The organism is Mycoplasmopsis agalactiae 14628 (assembly GCF_000266865.1).
Lineage (GTDB): Bacteria > Bacillota_I > Bacilli_A > Mycoplasmatales > Metamycoplasmataceae > Mycoplasmopsis > Mycoplasmopsis agalactiae_A.
The window spans coordinates 16,138-34,488 of sequence record NZ_AJPR01000011.1 but is presented as its reverse complement, the minus strand read 5'-3'; the positions used below and the strand labels follow the sequence as shown (position 1 = coordinate 34,488).

At 31.0% G+C, this 18,351-nt stretch carries 18 protein-coding genes, 4 tRNA genes and 1 other RNA gene; 14 read left to right on the top strand and 9 right to left on the bottom strand.

What is annotated here, in order from left to right; genetic code table 4:
- Nucleotides 1–37: 37 nt before the first annotated feature.
- Complete coding sequence (mgtA, locus tag MAGB_RS02205; protein ID WP_004024176.1) at nt 38–2,746, top strand: magnesium-translocating P-type ATPase; 2,709 nt, start codon at nt 38–40, stop codon at nt 2,744–2,746.
- Nucleotides 2,747–2,860: 114 nt separating this feature from the next.
- Here the strand turns inward: mgtA and MAGB_RS02200 are convergent.
- From MAGB_RS02200 to ffs, 3 genes are all read right to left on the bottom strand, one after another.
- Nucleotides 2,861–2,944, bottom strand: a tRNA-Leu gene (locus MAGB_RS02200).
- Nucleotides 2,945–2,952: 8 nt separating this feature from the next.
- Nucleotides 2,953–3,348, bottom strand: a complete 396-nt coding sequence (locus MAGB_RS02195) for a hypothetical protein (RefSeq protein WP_004024175.1) — start codon at nt 3,346–3,348, stop codon at nt 2,953–2,955.
- Between the two features lie 15 nt (nt 3,349–3,363).
- Nucleotides 3,364–3,458, bottom strand: an RNA gene (gene ffs / locus MAGB_RS04205) — signal recognition particle sRNA small type.
- An 84-nt stretch (nt 3,459–3,542) separates the two neighbouring features.
- Between ffs and MAGB_RS02190 the strand changes: the two genes are divergently transcribed.
- A complete protein-coding gene (locus MAGB_RS02190) occupies nt 3,543–4,502 on the top strand; it encodes a LacI family DNA-binding transcriptional regulator (protein ID WP_004024174.1) in 960 nt (319 codons plus the stop codon).
- 42 nt (nt 4,503–4,544) lie between these two features.
- Here MAGB_RS02190 and smpB read toward each other — a convergent pair whose 3' ends face one another.
- From smpB to MAGB_RS02175, 3 genes are all read right to left on the bottom strand, one after another.
- Nucleotides 4,545–4,988 carry an SsrA-binding protein gene (gene smpB, locus MAGB_RS02185; protein ID WP_004024173.1) on the bottom strand — a complete coding sequence of 148 codons (444 nt, stop codon included), beginning with the start codon at nt 4,986–4,988 and terminating at the stop codon, nt 4,545–4,547.
- 52 nt (nt 4,989–5,040) lie between these two features.
- Nucleotides 5,041–5,355, bottom strand: a complete 315-nt coding sequence (locus tag MAGB_RS02180; RefSeq protein ID WP_004024172.1) for a thioredoxin family protein — start codon at nt 5,353–5,355, stop codon at nt 5,041–5,043.
- Nucleotides 5,356–5,479: 124 nt separating this feature from the next.
- Nucleotides 5,480–7,447 carry a DNA topoisomerase subunit B gene (locus MAGB_RS02175; protein WP_004024171.1) on the bottom strand — a complete coding sequence of 656 codons (1,968 nt, stop codon included), beginning with the start codon at nt 7,445–7,447 and terminating at the stop codon, nt 5,480–5,482.
- A 236-nt stretch (nt 7,448–7,683) separates the two neighbouring features.
- Between MAGB_RS02175 and MAGB_RS02170 the strand changes: the two genes are divergently transcribed.
- From MAGB_RS02170 to MAGB_RS02150, 5 genes are all read left to right on the top strand, one after another.
- Complete coding sequence (locus MAGB_RS02170) at nt 7,684–9,105, top strand: DUF2179 domain-containing protein (protein WP_004024170.1); 1,422 nt, start codon at nt 7,684–7,686, stop codon at nt 9,103–9,105.
- 154 nt (nt 9,106–9,259) lie between these two features.
- Complete coding sequence (gene prfA / locus MAGB_RS02165) at nt 9,260–10,336, top strand: peptide chain release factor 1 (RefSeq protein ID WP_004024169.1); 1,077 nt, start codon at nt 9,260–9,262, stop codon at nt 10,334–10,336.
- On the top strand, nt 10,336–11,058 hold the full coding sequence (gene prmC / locus MAGB_RS02160) for a peptide chain release factor N(5)-glutamine methyltransferase (RefSeq protein WP_004024168.1): 723 nt from the start codon (nt 10,336–10,338) through the stop codon (nt 11,056–11,058). Before prfA ends, prmC begins: the two co-directional genes overlap by 1 nt.
- A 45-nt stretch (nt 11,059–11,103) precedes the next feature.
- Nucleotides 11,104–11,331 (top strand): phosphopantetheine-binding protein, encoded by a 228-nt coding sequence (locus tag MAGB_RS02155; protein WP_235750734.1) that lies wholly within the window; start codon nt 11,104–11,106, stop codon nt 11,329–11,331.
- Nucleotides 11,332–11,360: 29 nt separating this feature from the next.
- A tRNA-Trp gene (locus tag MAGB_RS02150) sits at nt 11,361–11,435 on the top strand.
- Nucleotides 11,436–11,498: 63 nt separating this feature from the next.
- Here the strand turns inward: MAGB_RS02150 and MAGB_RS02145 are convergent.
- A complete protein-coding gene (locus MAGB_RS02145) occupies nt 11,499–12,401 on the bottom strand; it encodes a DegV family protein (protein ID WP_004024166.1) in 903 nt (300 codons plus the stop codon).
- Nucleotides 12,402–12,462: 61 nt separating this feature from the next.
- On the opposite strand from MAGB_RS02145, the gene tapR reads away from it, so the two are divergent.
- The 3 genes from tapR to MAGB_RS02130 all read left to right on the top strand — a co-directional run bounded on the left by tapR (nt 12,463) and on the right by MAGB_RS02130 (nt 14,438).
- On the top strand, nt 12,463–13,065 hold the full coding sequence (gene tapR / locus MAGB_RS02140) for a TyrS-associated PheT N-terminal domain-related protein TapR (RefSeq protein WP_004024165.1): 603 nt from the start codon (nt 12,463–12,465) through the stop codon (nt 13,063–13,065).
- 10 nt (nt 13,066–13,075) lie between these two features.
- Nucleotides 13,076–14,311, top strand: coding sequence for a tyrosine--tRNA ligase (gene tyrS / locus MAGB_RS02135; protein WP_004024164.1), 1,236 nt, complete (start codon nt 13,076–13,078; stop codon nt 14,309–14,311).
- 53 nt (nt 14,312–14,364) lie between these two features.
- Nucleotides 14,365–14,438, top strand: a tRNA-Thr gene (locus MAGB_RS02130).
- Nucleotides 14,439–14,482: 44 nt separating this feature from the next.
- Here the strand turns inward: MAGB_RS02130 and rbfA are convergent.
- Both rbfA and MAGB_RS02120 read right to left on the bottom strand, forming a co-directional pair.
- A complete protein-coding gene (rbfA, locus tag MAGB_RS02125; RefSeq protein ID WP_004024163.1) occupies nt 14,483–14,824 on the bottom strand; it encodes a 30S ribosome-binding factor RbfA in 342 nt (113 codons plus the stop codon).
- Nucleotides 14,825–14,906: 82 nt separating this feature from the next.
- Nucleotides 14,907–14,982, bottom strand: a tRNA-Thr gene (locus MAGB_RS02120).
- A gap of 81 nt (nt 14,983–15,063) precedes the next feature.
- On the opposite strand from MAGB_RS02120, the gene MAGB_RS02115 reads away from it, so the two are divergent.
- From MAGB_RS02115 to MAGB_RS02100, 4 genes are all read left to right on the top strand, one after another.
- On the top strand, nt 15,064–16,194 hold the full coding sequence (locus MAGB_RS02115) for a DnaJ C-terminal domain-containing protein (protein WP_004024162.1): 1,131 nt from the start codon (nt 15,064–15,066) through the stop codon (nt 16,192–16,194).
- A gap of 192 nt (nt 16,195–16,386) precedes the next feature.
- On the top strand, nt 16,387–16,623 hold the full coding sequence (locus MAGB_RS02110) for a variable surface lipoprotein (RefSeq protein WP_036433285.1): 237 nt from the start codon (nt 16,387–16,389) through the stop codon (nt 16,621–16,623).
- Nucleotides 16,624–16,634: 11 nt separating this feature from the next.
- The gene (locus tag MAGB_RS04375; RefSeq protein ID WP_004024161.1) at nt 16,635–17,684 is read left to right on the top strand and encodes a BspA family leucine-rich repeat surface protein; all 1,050 of its coding nucleotides are present in this window, start codon (nt 16,635–16,637) and stop codon (nt 17,682–17,684) included.
- A gap of 189 nt (nt 17,685–17,873) precedes the next feature.
- Nucleotides 17,874–18,335 carry a hypothetical protein gene (locus MAGB_RS02100; RefSeq protein ID WP_004024160.1) on the top strand — a complete coding sequence of 154 codons (462 nt, stop codon included), beginning with the start codon at nt 17,874–17,876 and terminating at the stop codon, nt 18,333–18,335.
- Nucleotides 18,336–18,351: the final 16 nt, after the last annotated feature.

Here is an 18,351-nt window from a genome sequence, read left to right as displayed (position 1 = left end):
TTTTTAATATTAGAATATTAAAAAAGAGAGGAGTTATATGTTGAAAAGTAAGAAAAATAAGAGCACCAGCTTATCACGAGCCCAACAAGATCTTATTGCAGCATCAAAAATGAGTGTAAATGAACTTTGTAATAAGTATAACTCCAGTATTAATGGCTTGCTAAGTGATGAGCAAGTTGAAATCAACAAGAGTGAATATGGAGCTAATGTTTTAAGCAAGAAAAGCAAGAATTCTGTTTGAAAAAGAATAGTTGACGCCTTTTTTAATCCTTTTTCTATTATTTTGCTTATTCTTTCACTTATATCATTGGTGGTTGATATCATTTTGCCTTTAAAAAAGGGTGAAAAGGCAGAGCCTGCTACTATCATAATAATTATGTCAATGGTTATAATTAGTGGAATTTTACATATTGTTGAAGATACCAAAAGTAGCTCTTCTGCAGCTAAATTGGTCAAAATGGTACAAACAACTACCAAAGTCGAAAGACAAGGAACTAATTATGAAATTCCGCTTGATGAAGTAGTTGTCGGAGATATTATTCATTTAGCAGCAGGGGATATTATTCCTGCTGATGTCAGAATCATTAGTGCAAAAGACTTGTTTGTGTCACAGTCTTCATTGACGGGTGAAAGCGAGGCAATTGAAAAGTTTGTTTCAATTAATTATGAACATGAGTATCAAAATGTCACAGACAGGCATAATTTAGCCTTTATGGGCTCAAACATTATTTCAGGAAGTGCTAAAGCTATTGTGATCGTAACTGGTGATGAGACATATTTAGGTCAAGTGGCTCAAAAAATTAATGAAAAGCCTGTTAAGTCAAATTTTGAAAAAAGCATAAGTTCGATATCGTGATTACTTTTTAGAATCATGATTACTGTTGTACCAATTGTGTTCTTAATTGCAGGAGTTAAGAATTTTAAAGATGGTCAAAAGTGATTGGAAGCTTTAATGTTTGCAATTTCAGTGGCGGTCGGGCTTACTCCTGAGATGTTGCCTATGATTGTTACAAGTACTCTTGCTAAAGGGGCATCGAGAATGTCTAAAAGCAAGACAATTGTTAAAAGTTTAAATTCTATTCAAAATTTTGGCGCAATGGATGTTTTTTGTACTGACAAAACAGGTACATTAACAATGGATCAGGTTGCACTGGAAATGCACCTTGATGTTTTGGGGAACGAAAACATAAGAGTTTTAAGATATGGATTTTTAAACAGTTATTATCAAACTGGTTTAAAAAACTTGCTTGATTTATCAATAATAAATAAAACTGATGAATTAAGCGATATACATGAAGAGCTAAGAAATATAGAAAATGTATATGAAAAGATAGACGAGATTCCGTTTGACTTCAACAGAAAAAGAATGAGTGTTTTAGTTAAAAATAAAAATAAAAATACTGGCATCGAAATGGTAACCAAGGGAGCTGTTGAAGAAATTCTTTCAGTTTGCAACACGTTAGAATTAAATGGCAATGTTGTTGCTTTAGATCAAGCAATGATTAATAAAGTTTTAGTGCAAGTTGACAAGCTTAATGATCAGGGTATGAGAGTTATAGCTGTAGCTAGAAAAAAGAATCCAAATAAAGCAGGACAGTTTGGCGTTTCTGATGAACATGAAATGACATTAATTGGCTATCTAGCTTTCTTAGATCCTCCAAAAGAATCGACTGCTTCTGCAATCAAAAACCTCTATGAACATGGCGTAGAAGTCAAAATTCTTACTGGTGACAATGCTAGAGTTACTAAGGCAATATGTGATAAAGTAGGCATGAAAACTGAAGGCGTCATTCTTGGCAAAGATTTAATAAATTTAAATGATGAAGAACTTAGAGAAATTGTTGAAAAGCACAATATTTTTGCAAAACTAAGCCCTGATCAAAAGGCAACAATTATTGGCGCATTAAGAGCTAATGGACATGTTGTTGGTTACATGGGTGATGGAATTAATGATGCACCTGCGATGAAAACAGCTGATGTCTCAATTTCAGTTGACACCGCAGTTGATATTGCTAAAGAAAGCGCAAATATTATTCTTTTAGAAAAAGACCTTAATGTATTAGCAACTGGAGTTGTTGAAGGGCGTAAAACATATGCTAATATGAATAAGTACATTAAGATGACATTAAGCAGTAATTTTGGGAATATATTCAGTATTTTGATTGCTGCAATAATATTGCCATTTGTGCCATTATTAGCAACTCAAATATTATTTTTAAACCTTATTTATGACATTATTTGTGGAACTATTCCTTGGGATAAAGTCGATGCTAAATTTATCCAGAAGCCAAGGAAATTTAATACGAAAAGTACAATTAAATTTATGCTGTGATTTGGGCCAACAAGCTCAATTGTAGATATATTAGCTTTTGTGATCTTAAATTGATTATTTATTCCAAAACTATATCCAGATCTTGATCCTAAGTCGGCTGAATGAATTTCGCTATTCCAAACAGGTTGGTTCATAATTTCTATGTGAACACAAAGTTTAGTAATTCATTTTATAAGAACTGAAAAGATACCTTTTGTTCAATCAAGGCCATCTTGAACATTATTATTTGCTACATTTGGTGGAGTGGCTTTAGTGACTGCTACTCCATACATACCAGGGCTAAATACTTTGCTTGGCATAAAAGCACTGAATCCTTGGTTTTACTTGTTGCTAGCATCATTAGTTGTCTTGTATATTGCACTAGTTATGATTGTTAGAGTGATTTATAAAAAGAAATATAAAGAGATATTGTAGGAAGCTACAATATTTTTTATCCTATAAAACAGGCTAATTGGTAAAAACTGAGAAAGCACTAAAGGCAAAATAAAAACAGCATAAATTGCTGTTTGTTGGATGAATTTAATCATATGGTCCCCAAGACAGGACTTGAACCTGCACGGATTTCTCCAGTAGATTTTGAGTCTACGGTGTCTGCCATTCCACCACTTGGGGGAGTAATATTATAATATCACATTATTAGCCTTAGGCTTGGCATATTTTTTAAAGACAACAAATTTAAATAGCAAAATAAGGTTATTTATGTGTATAAATTGGGCAATTACTAACGAAAAGATAATTGAGACTCTAGAAGTTACAAGGTCAGCACTTTGGTAATAATTTCTATAAAACAAGCGCATTGTTATAGTCATAAGTCAAGGATACAACGCACATGTTGAAATTATTACAACAATGACTAAAACACTTATATGCCTATATCATAGACTCATAAGATTTTGGTTTCTATATCACTCTTTTTCTTTAAGCGTAAAAAAGTAAAATATTTTTGCTAGAAAAGTTATAAGCATAAAGACAGTCAAAAAAGTTAAGCTAACTGTTTCAGATGTTTTAATATCCATAAAAACTCCTTTATGCTTTTAAAAAGCTGGCGAACATAACACTTCTTAATATGGCTGCTACATCTCTGTCCTGACCAGGTTATAAGGTTGCTATTTCACCAGCTTTTAAATTATAACAATAAAACGAAATAAGGCGAATAATAAAGTTTTATGCAATGTTTCCATATTTATTTTTTTTTATTATAATAAGTACTATGAAAAATTTTTCTTACAAAGACATAGCTAGATTAGCTCACGTTTCAATTAGTACTGTAAGTCGTTTTTATAATGGCGGGTATGTTTCTAAACAAACTAAGGCAAGAATTCAGGATATTGTTACTAAATATAATTATTATCCAAATCATGGAGCGCGCTTAATTCGTGGCAGTGACAATTCTGTATTTATTATTATGCCTGAACAGTCTCCAAACTATTATCAGTCAATAGTTTTGGGAATTAGTCAGCAAGCTAAAGTGTTTAATGTAAAGACATTAACAATTTATGCTGGGCATGATTTAGAAAAGTACATTGAAACAGTGAGATACGTATTATCTTGAAAGCCATGAGCTGTTATTTTCTTTTTACCAAATAGTAACCAAAATGCTGTACTTGATTATATAGCCAATAATGTTAATGAATGCACAACATTGGTATATCCAACAACAGACAAAAGAGTTAATAATATTGCAATCGACTATACAAAAGCATTTTATGACTTAACAACTAAATTCTCATCATATATCGACAAGAATGAAAAAATTGCTTTTGTAGTTGATTCTAAACTTTCTGATGCTGAGCAAAAACAAAGAAGCGATGGCTTTGAAAGATTTTGTCGTGAAAATGGAATTAATCAACTAAAGATTGAAGTTGATAATAGAAGCGAAAAAGCGACTGTTGATTTTATTAACTTTGTTTATAAAAACAACATTGTTAACTTAATTAATTCAACACATGAATCATTTATAACTTTAGTTGCTTCTAAGGATAAAAACTTGAGGCTAACAGATATCGGTTATACATCTATTTATGACTGAAAAAATAACTATAAGTGCAAGATATTTATTGATTATCACCTTTTAGGATGTCAGATGTTTAAGATCCTAACTGATTCATCATATTCAAATTCAAAAATAAGTAGAAAATTTGAAAACATTTCTATTATAGAAAAGCCTTAAAGCCCTATAAAACAATCATTTGCGTATAAAAAAGTCAAGAGATTATAAGTAGTTGCTCTTGACTTTTTGTATGTATTTTTCGTTGTCTTTTCTCTTCAAATCTTCACGCTTATCAGCCTTATTCATACCTTGAACTAATGCTATTTCAATTTTTATTGTAGACTTGTTATTAAAGTAGATTTTAGTGGGCTTAATTGTTGTAGATGACAAGCGATCTAATTTATTTTTTAGGCGAATTATTTCCTTTTTGTGCATTAGTAGCTTACGGTCTCTATCTTCTTCTACTTTAAGCAACATATATTTTGCAAAATTAGCATTGTAAAGAAAAAGCTCGCCTTTTTTAAAGAAAATATAAGAGTTTGTTAAATTAACTGTTTGAGCACGAGCGCTTTTTACTTCCCAGCCCAATAGAGAAATGCCGGCCTCGTGTTTTTCAATTATTTTATAGCCATAAAGGCCTTTGCGATTCTCACTAATTACTTTCATAATTAAGATTATAAAGAAAATAATAGGAAGTTAATAAAAAAGCCACATGGGCTTATCTTATTGAATCAACAACGTTTTTAAGGTCTTCATATGGAAGGAAGCCGTTGTGAGATACTAATTGTTTTCCGTCTTTGAAAACAAATCATGTTGGGATTGAACGCACTTGGAATTGGCTTGCTAGTTCTGAATTTTCGTCTATATTAACACGGTAAACTAATACATTGTCTTTTTCAGCTAATTCTGATAATGATTCTTTGAACATTCTACATGGACCACATCATAGTGCGTGAAAAACTAATAAATAAGGTTCAGTTACTTTGCCTTCAACTGTTTCTTTGTATTCTTGAGCTGTAATTTCTTTAAGCATAGCTCCTCCTTTATTTGCTGATTGAGTTATTTTATACAAAAAGTGCATTTTTTGGTATAAAAACAGCATTTTTTTATATTTTTGATATTTTAAACTAATTATTAGGAAAAATTATCCTAATGTGCTAAATATCAATATTTTGAACAAATTTAGCATTTTTTTCGATAAATTCACGTCTTGGAAGCACATCGTCCCCCATTAATGTTGTAAAGACTCAGTCGGCTTTAGCTGCATCGTCAATTTGAACTTGATACATTTTTCTATTTTCAGGGTTCATTGTGGTTTCTCAAAGTTGTTCAGGATCCATTTCACCAAGACCTTTATAACGTTGAATGGTAATTTTTGAATCTTGGTTTAGTGATTGAAGAATGCTTTCTTTTTGGTTGTCGTTATAAGCATATGCAATATATTTATTTTGTTGAATTTTGTATAGTGGAGGTTGAGCGATATAGATAAAACCGTATTCAATAAGTTTTCTAAAATAACGATAGAAGAATGTTAAGAGAAGGGTTCTAATATGTGCACCGTCGACATCGGCATCAGTCATAATAATTACTTTGTGGTATCTAAGCTTGTTGATGTCAAATGATTCATTTAAGCCTGTGCCTAAGGCAGTTATGAGCGAAATTATTTCGGCGTTTGATAAAACTCTTTCTGGAGAAACTTTCTCAGCGTTTATGACCTTACCTCTTAGTGGCAGGATTGCCTGAACGTTTCTGTCTCTACCCATTTTTGCTGAGCCACCGGCTGAGTTACCTTCGACAATGTATAATTCACATATTTCAGCATTTTTGCTGGTGCAGTTAGCTAGTTTACCAGGAAGTGATGCTATTGAGTTGTTGCCCATATTTGCTTGTACAGCTTTAGCAGCAGCTTCAGCAGCCAAACGTGATTTTCTAGATTGTAAACATTTGCTAATTATTTCTCTTGCATCAATTGGATTTTCATCAAAGTATCTTTCCAACACAGGAGCCAATATTTCTCTAACAGCAGTACGCGCATCCTTATTATTTAGTTTGCCTTTAGTTTGTCCTTCAAAAATCGGATCTGGGTGTTTTACAGACACAATGGCAACAAGCCCCTTAGAAGTATCTTCTTTGTTTAGTCTTTCATTTTCATTTTTAATTAGGCCATTTTTAAGTGCATATGAATTAATTAATCTTGAAAGAGCATCAAAAAAACCTTGTTCGTGTGTTCCACCTTCGATTGTCACAATATTGTTTGTGTAAGTAGTAATTCTTGGTTGGAAGGTTGATGTATATTGGAGAGCAACTTCAACAGTTATTTTTGAACCTGATTTATCAGAATCATACAATCCTTCAGCATAAATTATAGAATCGTGTACTAATTTTTGGCCTTCGTTTAGTTCATTAACATAGTCAATTAAACCACCTTCATAGTAGAATTCTTCAGAAGTGTTGTTGATTTCATCGACTACAACTAAACGTGTACCTTTAGTTAAGTATGCAATTCTCTTGGCATGGTCAGTTATTGCTTCAACAGAAAAAGGATGCTTTTCTAAGATTGAAAAGTCAGGGTAAAATTTGATTTTTGTGCCTGTTTCACTAGGATCTATGTCATTTATAACAGTTAATGGCTGAACAGTTTGGCCACCGTTTTGGAAATGTGCATAATATGTGTGACCTTCTCTTTTAACCCATACATGAAAGTCAGAACTTAAAGCATTTACAACTGAAGCCCCTACACCATGTAAACCACCAGAAACTTTATAAGCATCGGAATCAAATTTACCACCTGCATGCAGAACAGTTAAAACAGTTTCAACAGTTGATAAGCCAGTTTGGGGGTGCTTTGCTACTGGGATACCACGGCCATTGTCTTCGATTTCAATATAACCATCTTTACAAATAGTTATTTTGATGAAATTAGCATAGCCAGCCATACACTCATCAACAGAGTTATCAACAATTTCTCAAACTAAATGGTGAAGGCCTTTATCAGTGATTGTACCAATATACATACCAGGACGAACTCTGACAGCTTCTAGACCTTCAAGTACTCTTATGCTGCTTGCATTATAGCTATTATTTTTGCTTTGATTATCTTGGTTAGTATTTTCTAGTTTTTCCATACAACCTCCAAAATGATTTATACATTTATGTATAAATAATAATAATTATATCAAAAAAGAGGAAAAATGAGTGTTAGAAAAAACACCAAATTGGCAACATTTCTATATGAAAAAAATATTTTTTTAATTTTTCCCAAATTTATGCTTTTGTTTTATTTTTAAGCCTATTTTAATATAATTTATATGCAATAAAGCATATTTTTTTTATTCTTTATTTGAGTGAAAGGAGGCATACAATGAATAACGAAACAGATGATAAGAAAATTACAAATGAAGCAAGCGATTCTCAAAAAGAGTTTAATGCAAACGAAGTGCTGAATAATAAAACAGAATCTGTGGAAGAAAACTCAACACTTGTAAATCAGTTAGTAGACGAAAACCACAATAAAAAGAAGATTGTGGACAAAAAGAATACGCAATACAGATACACAAAAATGTCTAATTTTGTTCTCCAATTATCTAGGTTTTATGCTTTGATGCCACTTTGAAAATTAGGGCTCATAACTGCGGGATTAGCTATTTTATTTGGGGTTGTAGGTATCTTTTTAGTTAAGAACCCTGGTATTTATAATTTTGGACTAGCTGCCTTTGGACAAGCAATTTCTAAAATTGTTGTAACTAGTTTGCGCAGCAATGCTGCTATTACTAAGCCAATAATGAATGCTATAGACCACTCATTGTTCTGAATTTTGTATTTAGTTTTAAGCATTCCAATATTTGTTTTTGGATGGAAGAAATTAGGTAAAGTATATATTTTACTTTCGCTAGAATTTTTGGTCTTAAGTAGCTTAGTTTCAGCAGGATTAGGGCAAATTCCTGCACTCAACCAATTCACGCTTTTTGGTAAGTTTAATCACCCTGAAATAACTGAAAATATGAAGGCGGCATTAGTTAATCATGCAGGGTGGAATAGCGAAAATATTAATGATTTAATTAAACTATTACCATTGCAATGAAATGATGGCGGGAACACAATTGTTCAAATTTTATTTGCAATTATTTACGGTATTTTATTAGCTTACTTTTTTGCAATTATTGCAATAATTGGCGGATCAGCTGGTGTTACAGGGATAATTGGTGAATATATGTCTGTTTATAAACAAAAGAATTTTGGAACAATAAACGGTTACATAAACATAATAATTATTTTAATTAGTGTTGTTATTGGTACTTATATTCCAGGAAGTATGATTGCTAATGACTTTAAAACAATTAGTGAAGTTGCAGAAGTTAAAAATTCATTAAGTGCTGCTGAATTAGCTACTGTTAAAGCAATTAGCGAGCTTAGATGACAAGCTGATTTATACTTTTCTCCAAACTTTGTGTCAACTTATTTATGTAACTTCATATTTGTAATTTACTTAAATAATTTATTCCCAAGATTTAAGATTGTACAGTTTAAAGTTTACTCACACAAGATGGAAGAAATTAGAAAAGCAATTATTACCGATAAAAGAACAATCAACAGCTTCACATTACAAAATGGTGAAGGAGGTTATTCAGGAAGCAAGCTCCAAATTTTATCTTCTATCACTCTTTATAGGCAAATTCCAAGGCTTATTAAAAAGGTTAGAACAGCAGATGCTGATGCCTTAATTACAGTAAGCAACGTCGCTTCTGTGGACGGAAAGTTATATATTCCAGAGCAAAAGTTTTAGCAATAGATGTAAAAAAAAATTAATTAAAAAATCAGAGCAAAGTATTGCCTGATTTTTTAATTAATTAACCTATAAAACAATGTTTTTAGTAAAAAACTGCCTCTAATTTAAATATTAAAATAAATATTTAAATTTTCAATATAATATAAAAACTATGGAAAAGACAATGTTTAAATCGCTATCTGAAATCAAACAAAGTTATTTAGAATTACTGAAAAAAATTGATGATCCTGAAGTTATTAGCAACATAAAAGAGTACTCAGCAATCAATAAAGAAATTGCAAAAATTAGAGAGATTTCTGAGAAGTTCATTACTTATGAAAATATTTTAAAAGATGTTGAGCAAGCTAAAATTATGCTTGAATCTAAGAATGAAGAAGAGGTTGAGTTTGCTAAAATGATTATTGACGAAAACTCCCTTAAATTAGATGAATTAGAAGAAAAGCTTAAGATTTTAATACTACCGCAAGATGAAAATGATGATAAAAATATCATTGTTGAAATCAGAGGAGCTGCTGGCGGTGATGAAGCCAATATATTTGCTGGAGATTTATTCAGAATGTATAGCAAATTTGCTGATGAGCTAGGGTTTAGGTTAAAAATTTTATCAACTAACAGCGCTAGCGCAGGAGGTTTTTCACAAATTGTCTTTTCAATAAAAGGTGAAAAAGCATATTCAAAATTTAAGTTTGAATCTGGCGTACATAGGGTGCAAAGAGTGCCTGTGACTGAGTCGCAAGGGAGAATTCATACCTCAACAACAACAGTTACTGTTATGCCTGAAATTGATGATTCAGTAGAAATAGAAATTAAGCCAAGCGATCTTAAAATAGACGTTTTCCGTTCAAGTGGTGCTGGTGGCCAATCTGTTAACACAACTGATTCAGCTGTTAGAATTACACATTTACCAACTAATATTGTCGTAACTTCTCAGGATGAAAGAAGTCAGATTGCTAACCGCGAAACTGCTTTAACAATTTTAAAATCGAAATTGTATGATTTAGAAATGCAAAAGAAGGCTGAAGAGGAATCAGGATATAGAAAGTTAGCTGGGCACGGTGATAGAAGTGAAAAAATAAGAACTTATAATTATCCACAAGACAGGGTTACTGATCATAGAATAAGTTTTTCAACTAGCTTAAAACCAATCATGGAAGGTAAGTTAACACCTATAATTGATGCTCTTTTAGCAGAAGAACAAAATCAAAAAATCAAGGAAAGTGGATTTTAATGCCCACTATTGAAGACTTGCTTTTAGAGAAAAAGCGTTATGGACTTGAGTCAAAAGTTAACTCATTAGAGCTTGAAAAATTAAACCAAGGATATCCCATTCAATACATAATGGGATATGTTGAGTATGCAAATGTTAGAATTAATCTAAATCACAAAGTTTTAATTCCAAGATATGAAACTGAAGAGCTAGTTTATATACTTTTGAATGAGTATTTAAAGCCAGGAATGAAGGTGTTAGATTTATGCACTGGTTCAGGGTTTATTGGAATAGCTTTAAAGAAGAATTTTGATTCAATCAATGTCACATTAAGCGACATTGATGATGAAGCTATTATGCAAACCAATGAAAATATAGCGCTAAATTTTGAAGATAAAGCAGGTATACAAGTTGTCCAAAGTGACTGTTTTGCAGGAATAGAAGGCAAATTTGACATAATTGTGTCTAATCCACCTTATTTAGATTATGAAGATAAAGATGTGGGCGAATCTGTGAGAAAATTTGAACCCGAAATTGCGCTGTTTGCTCAAGATTCAGGCTGATTTTTTTATGAAAAGCTTTTAAATGAAGCAAAACAGTACTTAAATGAAAACGGAATTTTGGCTTTTGAAATAAATCCAAAACATATTAATAGATGAAGGCAAATTAAAGGTGCAAAAATTGTAAAAGATATGTCATCAAAAGAGAGATTTGCATTCATTAGCTATGAAAATTTAAGATAGAAAATAAAGTTATTTTGATAATTAAAATTCTTTTATAATATGCGTATGCAAGAAAAAGATTTAAAAGACATAATGGCTAGCATTCAAAAGCTAACCAAAATTAAAATAAATCCTGAATCAACTTTCCAAGAGTTAAAAATTGATTCCTTGTCACTAGCAGAATTAGTTTTTGATTTAGAAGAGAAATATAATGTGATGATTCCTGATGATGATTTAAAAACCATCAAAAAGGTAAAAGACATAGAGCAAGTTTTTAATAAGCTTTTAAAATAATTTAAGTATAATTAGCATACTTAAGTTGTAGGAGTGTAGTTCAACGGTAGAACAACGGGCTTCAACCCCGTGTGTTATGGGTTCGAATCCTGTCACTCCTGCCATTTTTTTATTTCCCTTTTTTTGGAAATAAAAAAATAAGCATTTAAGCTTATTAATTTACTTAATTAACTGTTTCACAGGCCTAGAAGTGTCAGCTTTTCTTTTAAGACATGAATTAATTCAGTTGGGAAAAGCATAAGAGCTAGAAGATGAGTTTCAGGGCCAGTGTGTATTTCTATTACAGGTGAGAAACTAAAAATCATTGGGTTTTTGTTTCAGTATTGGTGCACAAGTTTTTTATATTCGTCCAAATCATTTTTTGGTGCGCCTTGGTGAATAATAATAGGAGTAAGAGTAAAGCCTGAAGGAACTGTGAAACTTTCGTGTTTTTGCATAAGGTTTTTTAAAACAGTCTTTTCAAAGTTCCTGCCAATGTTTTCTTTCATTAGTTGGCCGTCTTCTCATTTAATAATAGGAACTAATTTAAGCATTCTAGCAACAAGAGCTGCTGCAGGATGTAATCTGCCGCCTTTTACTAAGTATCTGTTGTATTTTGGAATAACAGAAACTGAGTGAGCTCACGATGGGTTTTCTAAATGTTTAATGTACTCTTCATATTTAGAAGAGTCAGTTTTAAGCATATGGTCAAATCAAATAACATCTCATAATAGAGGCATCATAACTTGTTTGCTTTGAATAACTCTAAGCTTGTCAAAATCCCTTTCCATGGTTTTAAGAGTTTGATATGAGTTTGATAAATGTTGTGAAATTGGGTAAACAAAAATCATGTCATATTCTTTAGACAAGTTTGTAAACAAATCTATTGCATATTGCATATTAAACATTGATGATTTAACATCAGATTCTAATGTAAATTTTTCAAACAATGTGTCAGATGTAATATCAATTCCATCTGCATAATTTACGCCGTCAATGACTAAATTAAGGGGCAAAAAGTATCAACCTAGTTTTTCAGTTTGTGCCTTTGTGAGCCCGATTGACGAATCAGTTACTATTGCATATTTCATAGCAACATTATATAAGAAAACATATAAATTAAATAATTTAAAGTTTTTATATAATTAAGACATGGCAATTTTATTTAATATAAGTAGCAAATTTGAAAATAATGCTATTGCATTTTTTAATACAAATATAAATGATTCACATGCTGATTTTTACGATGATATGGTTGTATTTCGCGATGAAAATTTTAATGTATCATCAGTAAACTTATTAAACTATAAAACAGCAGATTTGGGCAAAAAATTTAAGATTTTAAATACTGATGAATACAACGAATTAGAAGACTTAATATTAAGCAAGAGCAGTAAGTATAAAATTCAAAGGATTAAGCACTTTATAATAGGGAAAATTCTTAAAAGAGAAGTGCATCCAAAAAGCCAAAAATTATTTGTTTTGGAAGTTGATTTTAAAGAGAATAAAAGACAAATAGTTACTAACACTACATATACAACTGAAGGCAAATATTTTGTTTGATGTTTGCCAGGTTCAATAACTGCAACAGGATTAAAAATTACTGAAGGCGAGATATTAGAAGTTAAAAGCTATGGAATGTTGTGTAGTGCACAAAGCTTAGGATTTAGTGAGATTCAAGCGAAAAAATTGGACGAATTATTGCAAAAATGTGATGATTCATATTTAGGATTAGAAGTTAGCAACTTGTTGTAATAGGAGAGTTATGAATATACTTAAGGATTTGGAAGAAAGACTCATTTTAAAAGATATTAGCAGCAAGGATAAGTTCGCAAATCTTGATCCTAGCACAACTGGAGTATACGTTGGTTTTGATCCAACTGCAGAGAGTTTGCATTTAGGGAATTATATTTTAATCTCTGTTTTATTGCGCTTTAAGGAATATGGCTTTAAAACTTATGCAGTTTTAGGTGGGGCAACAGGAATGATTGGTGACCCCTCTTTTAAAGATTCAGAAAGAGTTTTATTAGACAATGAAAGTGTTAATAAAAACAAGTTAAAAATAAAAGCACAATTAGAATCATTTGGTTTAGAAGTGATTGATAATTATGATTTTTACAAAGATATGAATGTTTTAGAGTTTCTAAGAAGTGTTGGTAAGCTTGTCAATGTTTCATATATGATGGCTAAAGAATCTGTGCAAAAAAGAATTCAAAAAGGTCTTTCATTTACTGAATTTGCTTACCAGCTACTTCAAGGTTTTGACTTTTTAAAAACTTATCAAGAGCTAGGTATTAAAGTTCAGTTAGGTGGCAGTGATCAGTGAGGCAATATTGTCACAGGAATTGATATGATTTCCAAAGTTGTTGGTGACAGGCATGAAGCAGTTGGAGTAACAGTTAATTTGCTTAGCGATGAAAATGGTAAAAAAATTGGTAAGTCAACTGGCGGAGGAGCCTTATGAATTGACAAAAATATGTGTTCGCCATTTAAAATGTACCAATATTTACTTTCACAAAATGATTCTAGAATTAAAGAACTTATATACTGATTTTCTTTTAAAAATGTTAGTGAAATTAATACTGTTTTAGAAAAGCATTTTGCTAACCCATCAGCACAAGAAGCACAAAAATTTTTAGCTAGCGAGGTTGTTCAAAATATTTTTGGCTCTGATGAGCTAAAGCAAGCTGAAAATATTACAAAAATTTTGTTTGATAAGTCTTTTGACACAAATGTTTTAACGTTAAATGATTTAGAAATTATTGAAAACTATTTGCCTACTTGTCCTATAAAACAAGGGGATTCGATAATTGAAGCTTTAATTAAAAATAAATTTATTGCTTCTAATAGAGAAGCTAGAGAGTTTATACAAGCTAAGGCTTTAAAGATTGATAATGAAGAAATTGAATTTGATTCAGTTTATAAACCAGCTCATTTTGGCGGGAAATATGCCTTTTTTAAAAAAGGAAAAAAACAAGTTATTTTGCTCAAAACAGTTTAATTATTTAAATATTTACTAAGATATTTAATACAATTATGTACCTTAGTATTTATGCCAGTTTCGCTTAGTGGTAAAGCAGCTGACTCGTAACCAGCAGCCACGAGTTCGATCCTCGTAACTGGCACCAATAAAGTTAATGAAAATAGCGAAGATTATTCGCTATTATTTTTTTTATTCTTCATTCTTTAATGAATTAAGAATTTGATCAATTTCAAAAGCTTTCTTTTCTACTTCATCAATGTAAAAATGTAGTTCTGGAATTTTTCTTCAGTTAAGAGTCTTTGAAAGCATTTTTCTAATATAACCTGATGCATTTTTAACTGCATCAAGACCATCATTTTCTTTTGAACTAAAAGCTAAGAACACTTTAACATGACTTAAGTCAGTAGAAAGCACAACGTCAGTCACTGTTGGATTGTAGATGTTAGCATTTGTTAGTTCATTAGTTATTATTGTTGAAATAAAATTTTTAATTTGAGACTCTTTTCTTAGCACACTTATACTTTTTTTCATATGATAATTTTATACATTTATTATAAGTTGTAAAAAATAAAAAAAGCGGAAGGCCGCTTGTATGTGAGTCATTCAAATGAAATGGTGCCAACAACAGGAATCGAACCTGCGACCCCATCCTTACCATGGATGTGCTCTACCTACTGAGCTATGATGGCGCAAATAACATTATAGTTGAAATAACTCAAATTAATAATAATTTAGCACTCAAAATACAAATATGCTAAAATTTATTTGTTATGGCAAATAAAGATTACTACAAAATACTAGGTGTTGATAAAAAAGCTAGCGATCAAGAAATAAAAGCTGCTTACCGTAAGCTTGCAATGAAGTACCATCCTGATAAATTAAAAGATGGAACAAGTGATCAAAAAATGCAAGAAATTAATGAAGCGTATGAAGTGTTGTCTGACCCTAAAAAAAGAGATGAATATGACAAATATGGAAGTGTTGGATCGGCAAATAGAGGCTTTAATATGAATGGCAATTTTGCTGATTTTGGTTCAGGGATTAATGATATCTTTAATGATATTTTTTCAACTTTTTCAGGTGGCTTTTCAGGCGGTGGCAGAAGTAGCAGATCATCGCAAAGTGCTATGAAACAGAGAGGAATGGATGTTTATTCGAATATTGTAATAACATTTAATGAATCAATTACTGGGGTTGAGTTTAAAGAGACATTAAGTAAGTATGAAGTGTGTCCTAAGTGTTCTGGAAAAGGTGCTGAGTCTAAAAATATTAAAGTTTGTGACAAGTGTAATGGTAGCGGTAAGGAAGTAGGCAGAAGAAAAACTCCATTTGGAATTGTTGAGATGGTAGGAGCTTGTTCTAAGTGTGATGGCTTAGGTGAAATTATTTTAAGTGCCTGTGATATGTGTAAGGGTGCTAAATATATCAAAAAAGATAAACAAGTAACTATCAAGGTGTCACCTGGCTTTATTAATGGCGATAAAATTAAGTTGCCTGGTTATGGTAAAAAAGGTATTAATGGCGGCGAACCTGGTGATATGTATGTTGTAGTGTCAATTAAGCCACATAAATATTATGTTAGAGAAGGACTTAACTTACATATAGAAAATTTCCCTGTTTCATTTTTAGACATTATTAAAGAAAATGAGATTATTGTGCCAACACCAAGTGGGTTAAAAGCTGTAAGAATGAAACATTCATATAATGATGGCACTAAGATTAAGGTTAAAGATGGCGGAATGTGAGACAAAAGCGGTCACAAGGGTGATTTAATAATAACTCTTAGCGTTAAGATTCCTGAGTATTCATCTTCTAAATTTAAAGAAGTTGCTAAAGTGCTAGAAGGCTTTAGTGACGATGTAAATAAAAGCTTTGTTGAGGAGTTTAAAAAAGCACAATAGAGCGAACACAAGCGAATTAGCTTGTGTTTTTATATCTATAAAACAGCATTTTAGGAAATTATTTAATAAAAATTAAAAATTTTTAAAAAATAAAAAATTTGCTATATTTTTTGTAATATTTTTAAATATTAAAAATAGTTTCGATTGTTTAAATTTAAAATACAAACAGTAAGGTAAAAAAGTAAGGATAATATGAACAAGAAAATTAAATTTTTAAGTGGTGCTTTTTTGTCAATCGCAACAATTCCTTTGATTGCAGCATCATGCGATAATAAAAGTAATAATAATGCAGAAATAATTAAGAAACCACAAACTGATCATCTGGACGGTGGTGATGGAGATAATAAAAATATGACCCCCCCCATTCTGAAAGGGAGCAAGGTGATCAACCTGGTGGAAATACAGAAGGCAATCATTCAGCTGACATAAATAAAGAAAAAGTGGAAACTGAAGAGGAAAAGAAGGCTAATAAGGAAAATGCTGAAAAGGTAAAGAAAATTGTTGGAGAACTAAAAGATGCTTTTGCTACTTTTCACTCACTTCAAGACTTCTATGATCAAGTTAATGTCTATGCAAAAGAAGAAAAAATCAACAATTTGGAATTAGCAGAAACTAACAAAAGTAAATTTCTGATTGAAGATAATCGTGGTGGTAAAAATAAAATAAAACTTAAATTAGGATCAACTGTGTTTGAAGTTGCCCTTGGATCTGTTCTTAAAGACAAAGTTGTAACGAAATACACAATAGAACGTAATGATTCAGACTTAAGGATCAGCAATGACAACAAATTTGAAGATCTAAATAAGAGCGGTAAGAAAATATTTATTAGGCAAATTGGCTATTCATTAAAGGATAATGTTGTCACCATTGCCACAATGCCAAAAAACACTGTTGAAGTTCCAAAAAATTTACCACTTAAAATTCAATCTTTGCGCCAAGCCTTTTATCAATTAAATTCTTCAAGAATTAATAATATTGAGAAATGGAATATAACAAATGTAAGCGACATCTCTGAAGCATTTTCGTATGCGTCAGAATTCAATCAAGATGTTTCATCATGGAATACTACAAATGTTAGAAATATGGCTGGATTGTTTGCCGATGCTACAAAATTCAATATGCCATTAAATAGTTGAGATGTTTCAAATGTAAGACAAATGTCTAATTTGTTTGCTGGGGCTGCAGCTTTTAACCAAGACTTAAATTCATGAAATACAGAAAATGTTATTGATATGGAATCTATGTTTCACACCGCTTCATCATTCAATGGTAACATTGACAATTGAAATGTTAAGAATGTGAACACAATGTCTGAAATGTTTGCTCATACTGAGTCATTTAACAAAGACTTAAGCAAGTGAAAGCTTAATCCTATTTTTAATGTTGTGGGTATGTTTACAGGGAACACAAAAGTAGATGTAGAAAAATTAGCAAGTGTTTGGAAAATATCTATTGATAAATTTGGAAGAATTGACTACAATAGAAAATAAAACAAAGATCATATCCGTAATGGAACCGCAAACCCCCAATAATAAAACATATTGTTTATTAACTTTTAATCAATTATTAAAAAGCACTTACACTTTTAAGTCTGCTCAAGCAGGCTTTTTTATATTTTTAAACAGCAAAAGCTAAAAAAACGTATTAAGTAAAAGTGTAAATAAAAATATAATTTAAATATGAGTGAAAATAAAGAAAAACTTGCCCCAGATGTGCTTGATCTATCAGCATATAGTGAAAAGGATATGTTTAATAGTTTATTAAAAGAAAATAAAGAACTGGATACTCACTATCGTATTTTTAACCAATTAATGCCAAATTATGACTTGTTTGGTCATGTAAAAGAGAGTATAAAAGTACCAAATATTGAAGTTAATAATTTAACTAAAAACACTATAAAACAGGTTGATATGAACAACATAAACAAATATTTGATAGATGTTAATTATTACAAAACTAAGAGTGATATGCCTTTTGAATTAAGAAGCATAAGTAAAAATATTTCATTTTCATCAAATGAATTATTGTCATTATTAGATGTAAAAGATGATGATTTTTATGATGGCGGATCATCATTTACTGAAGACACAATTTCATTTACTAATACAACAGAAGTTGTAATTAATAAAGCTGAATTTTAGCTATTTAATTGTCTTT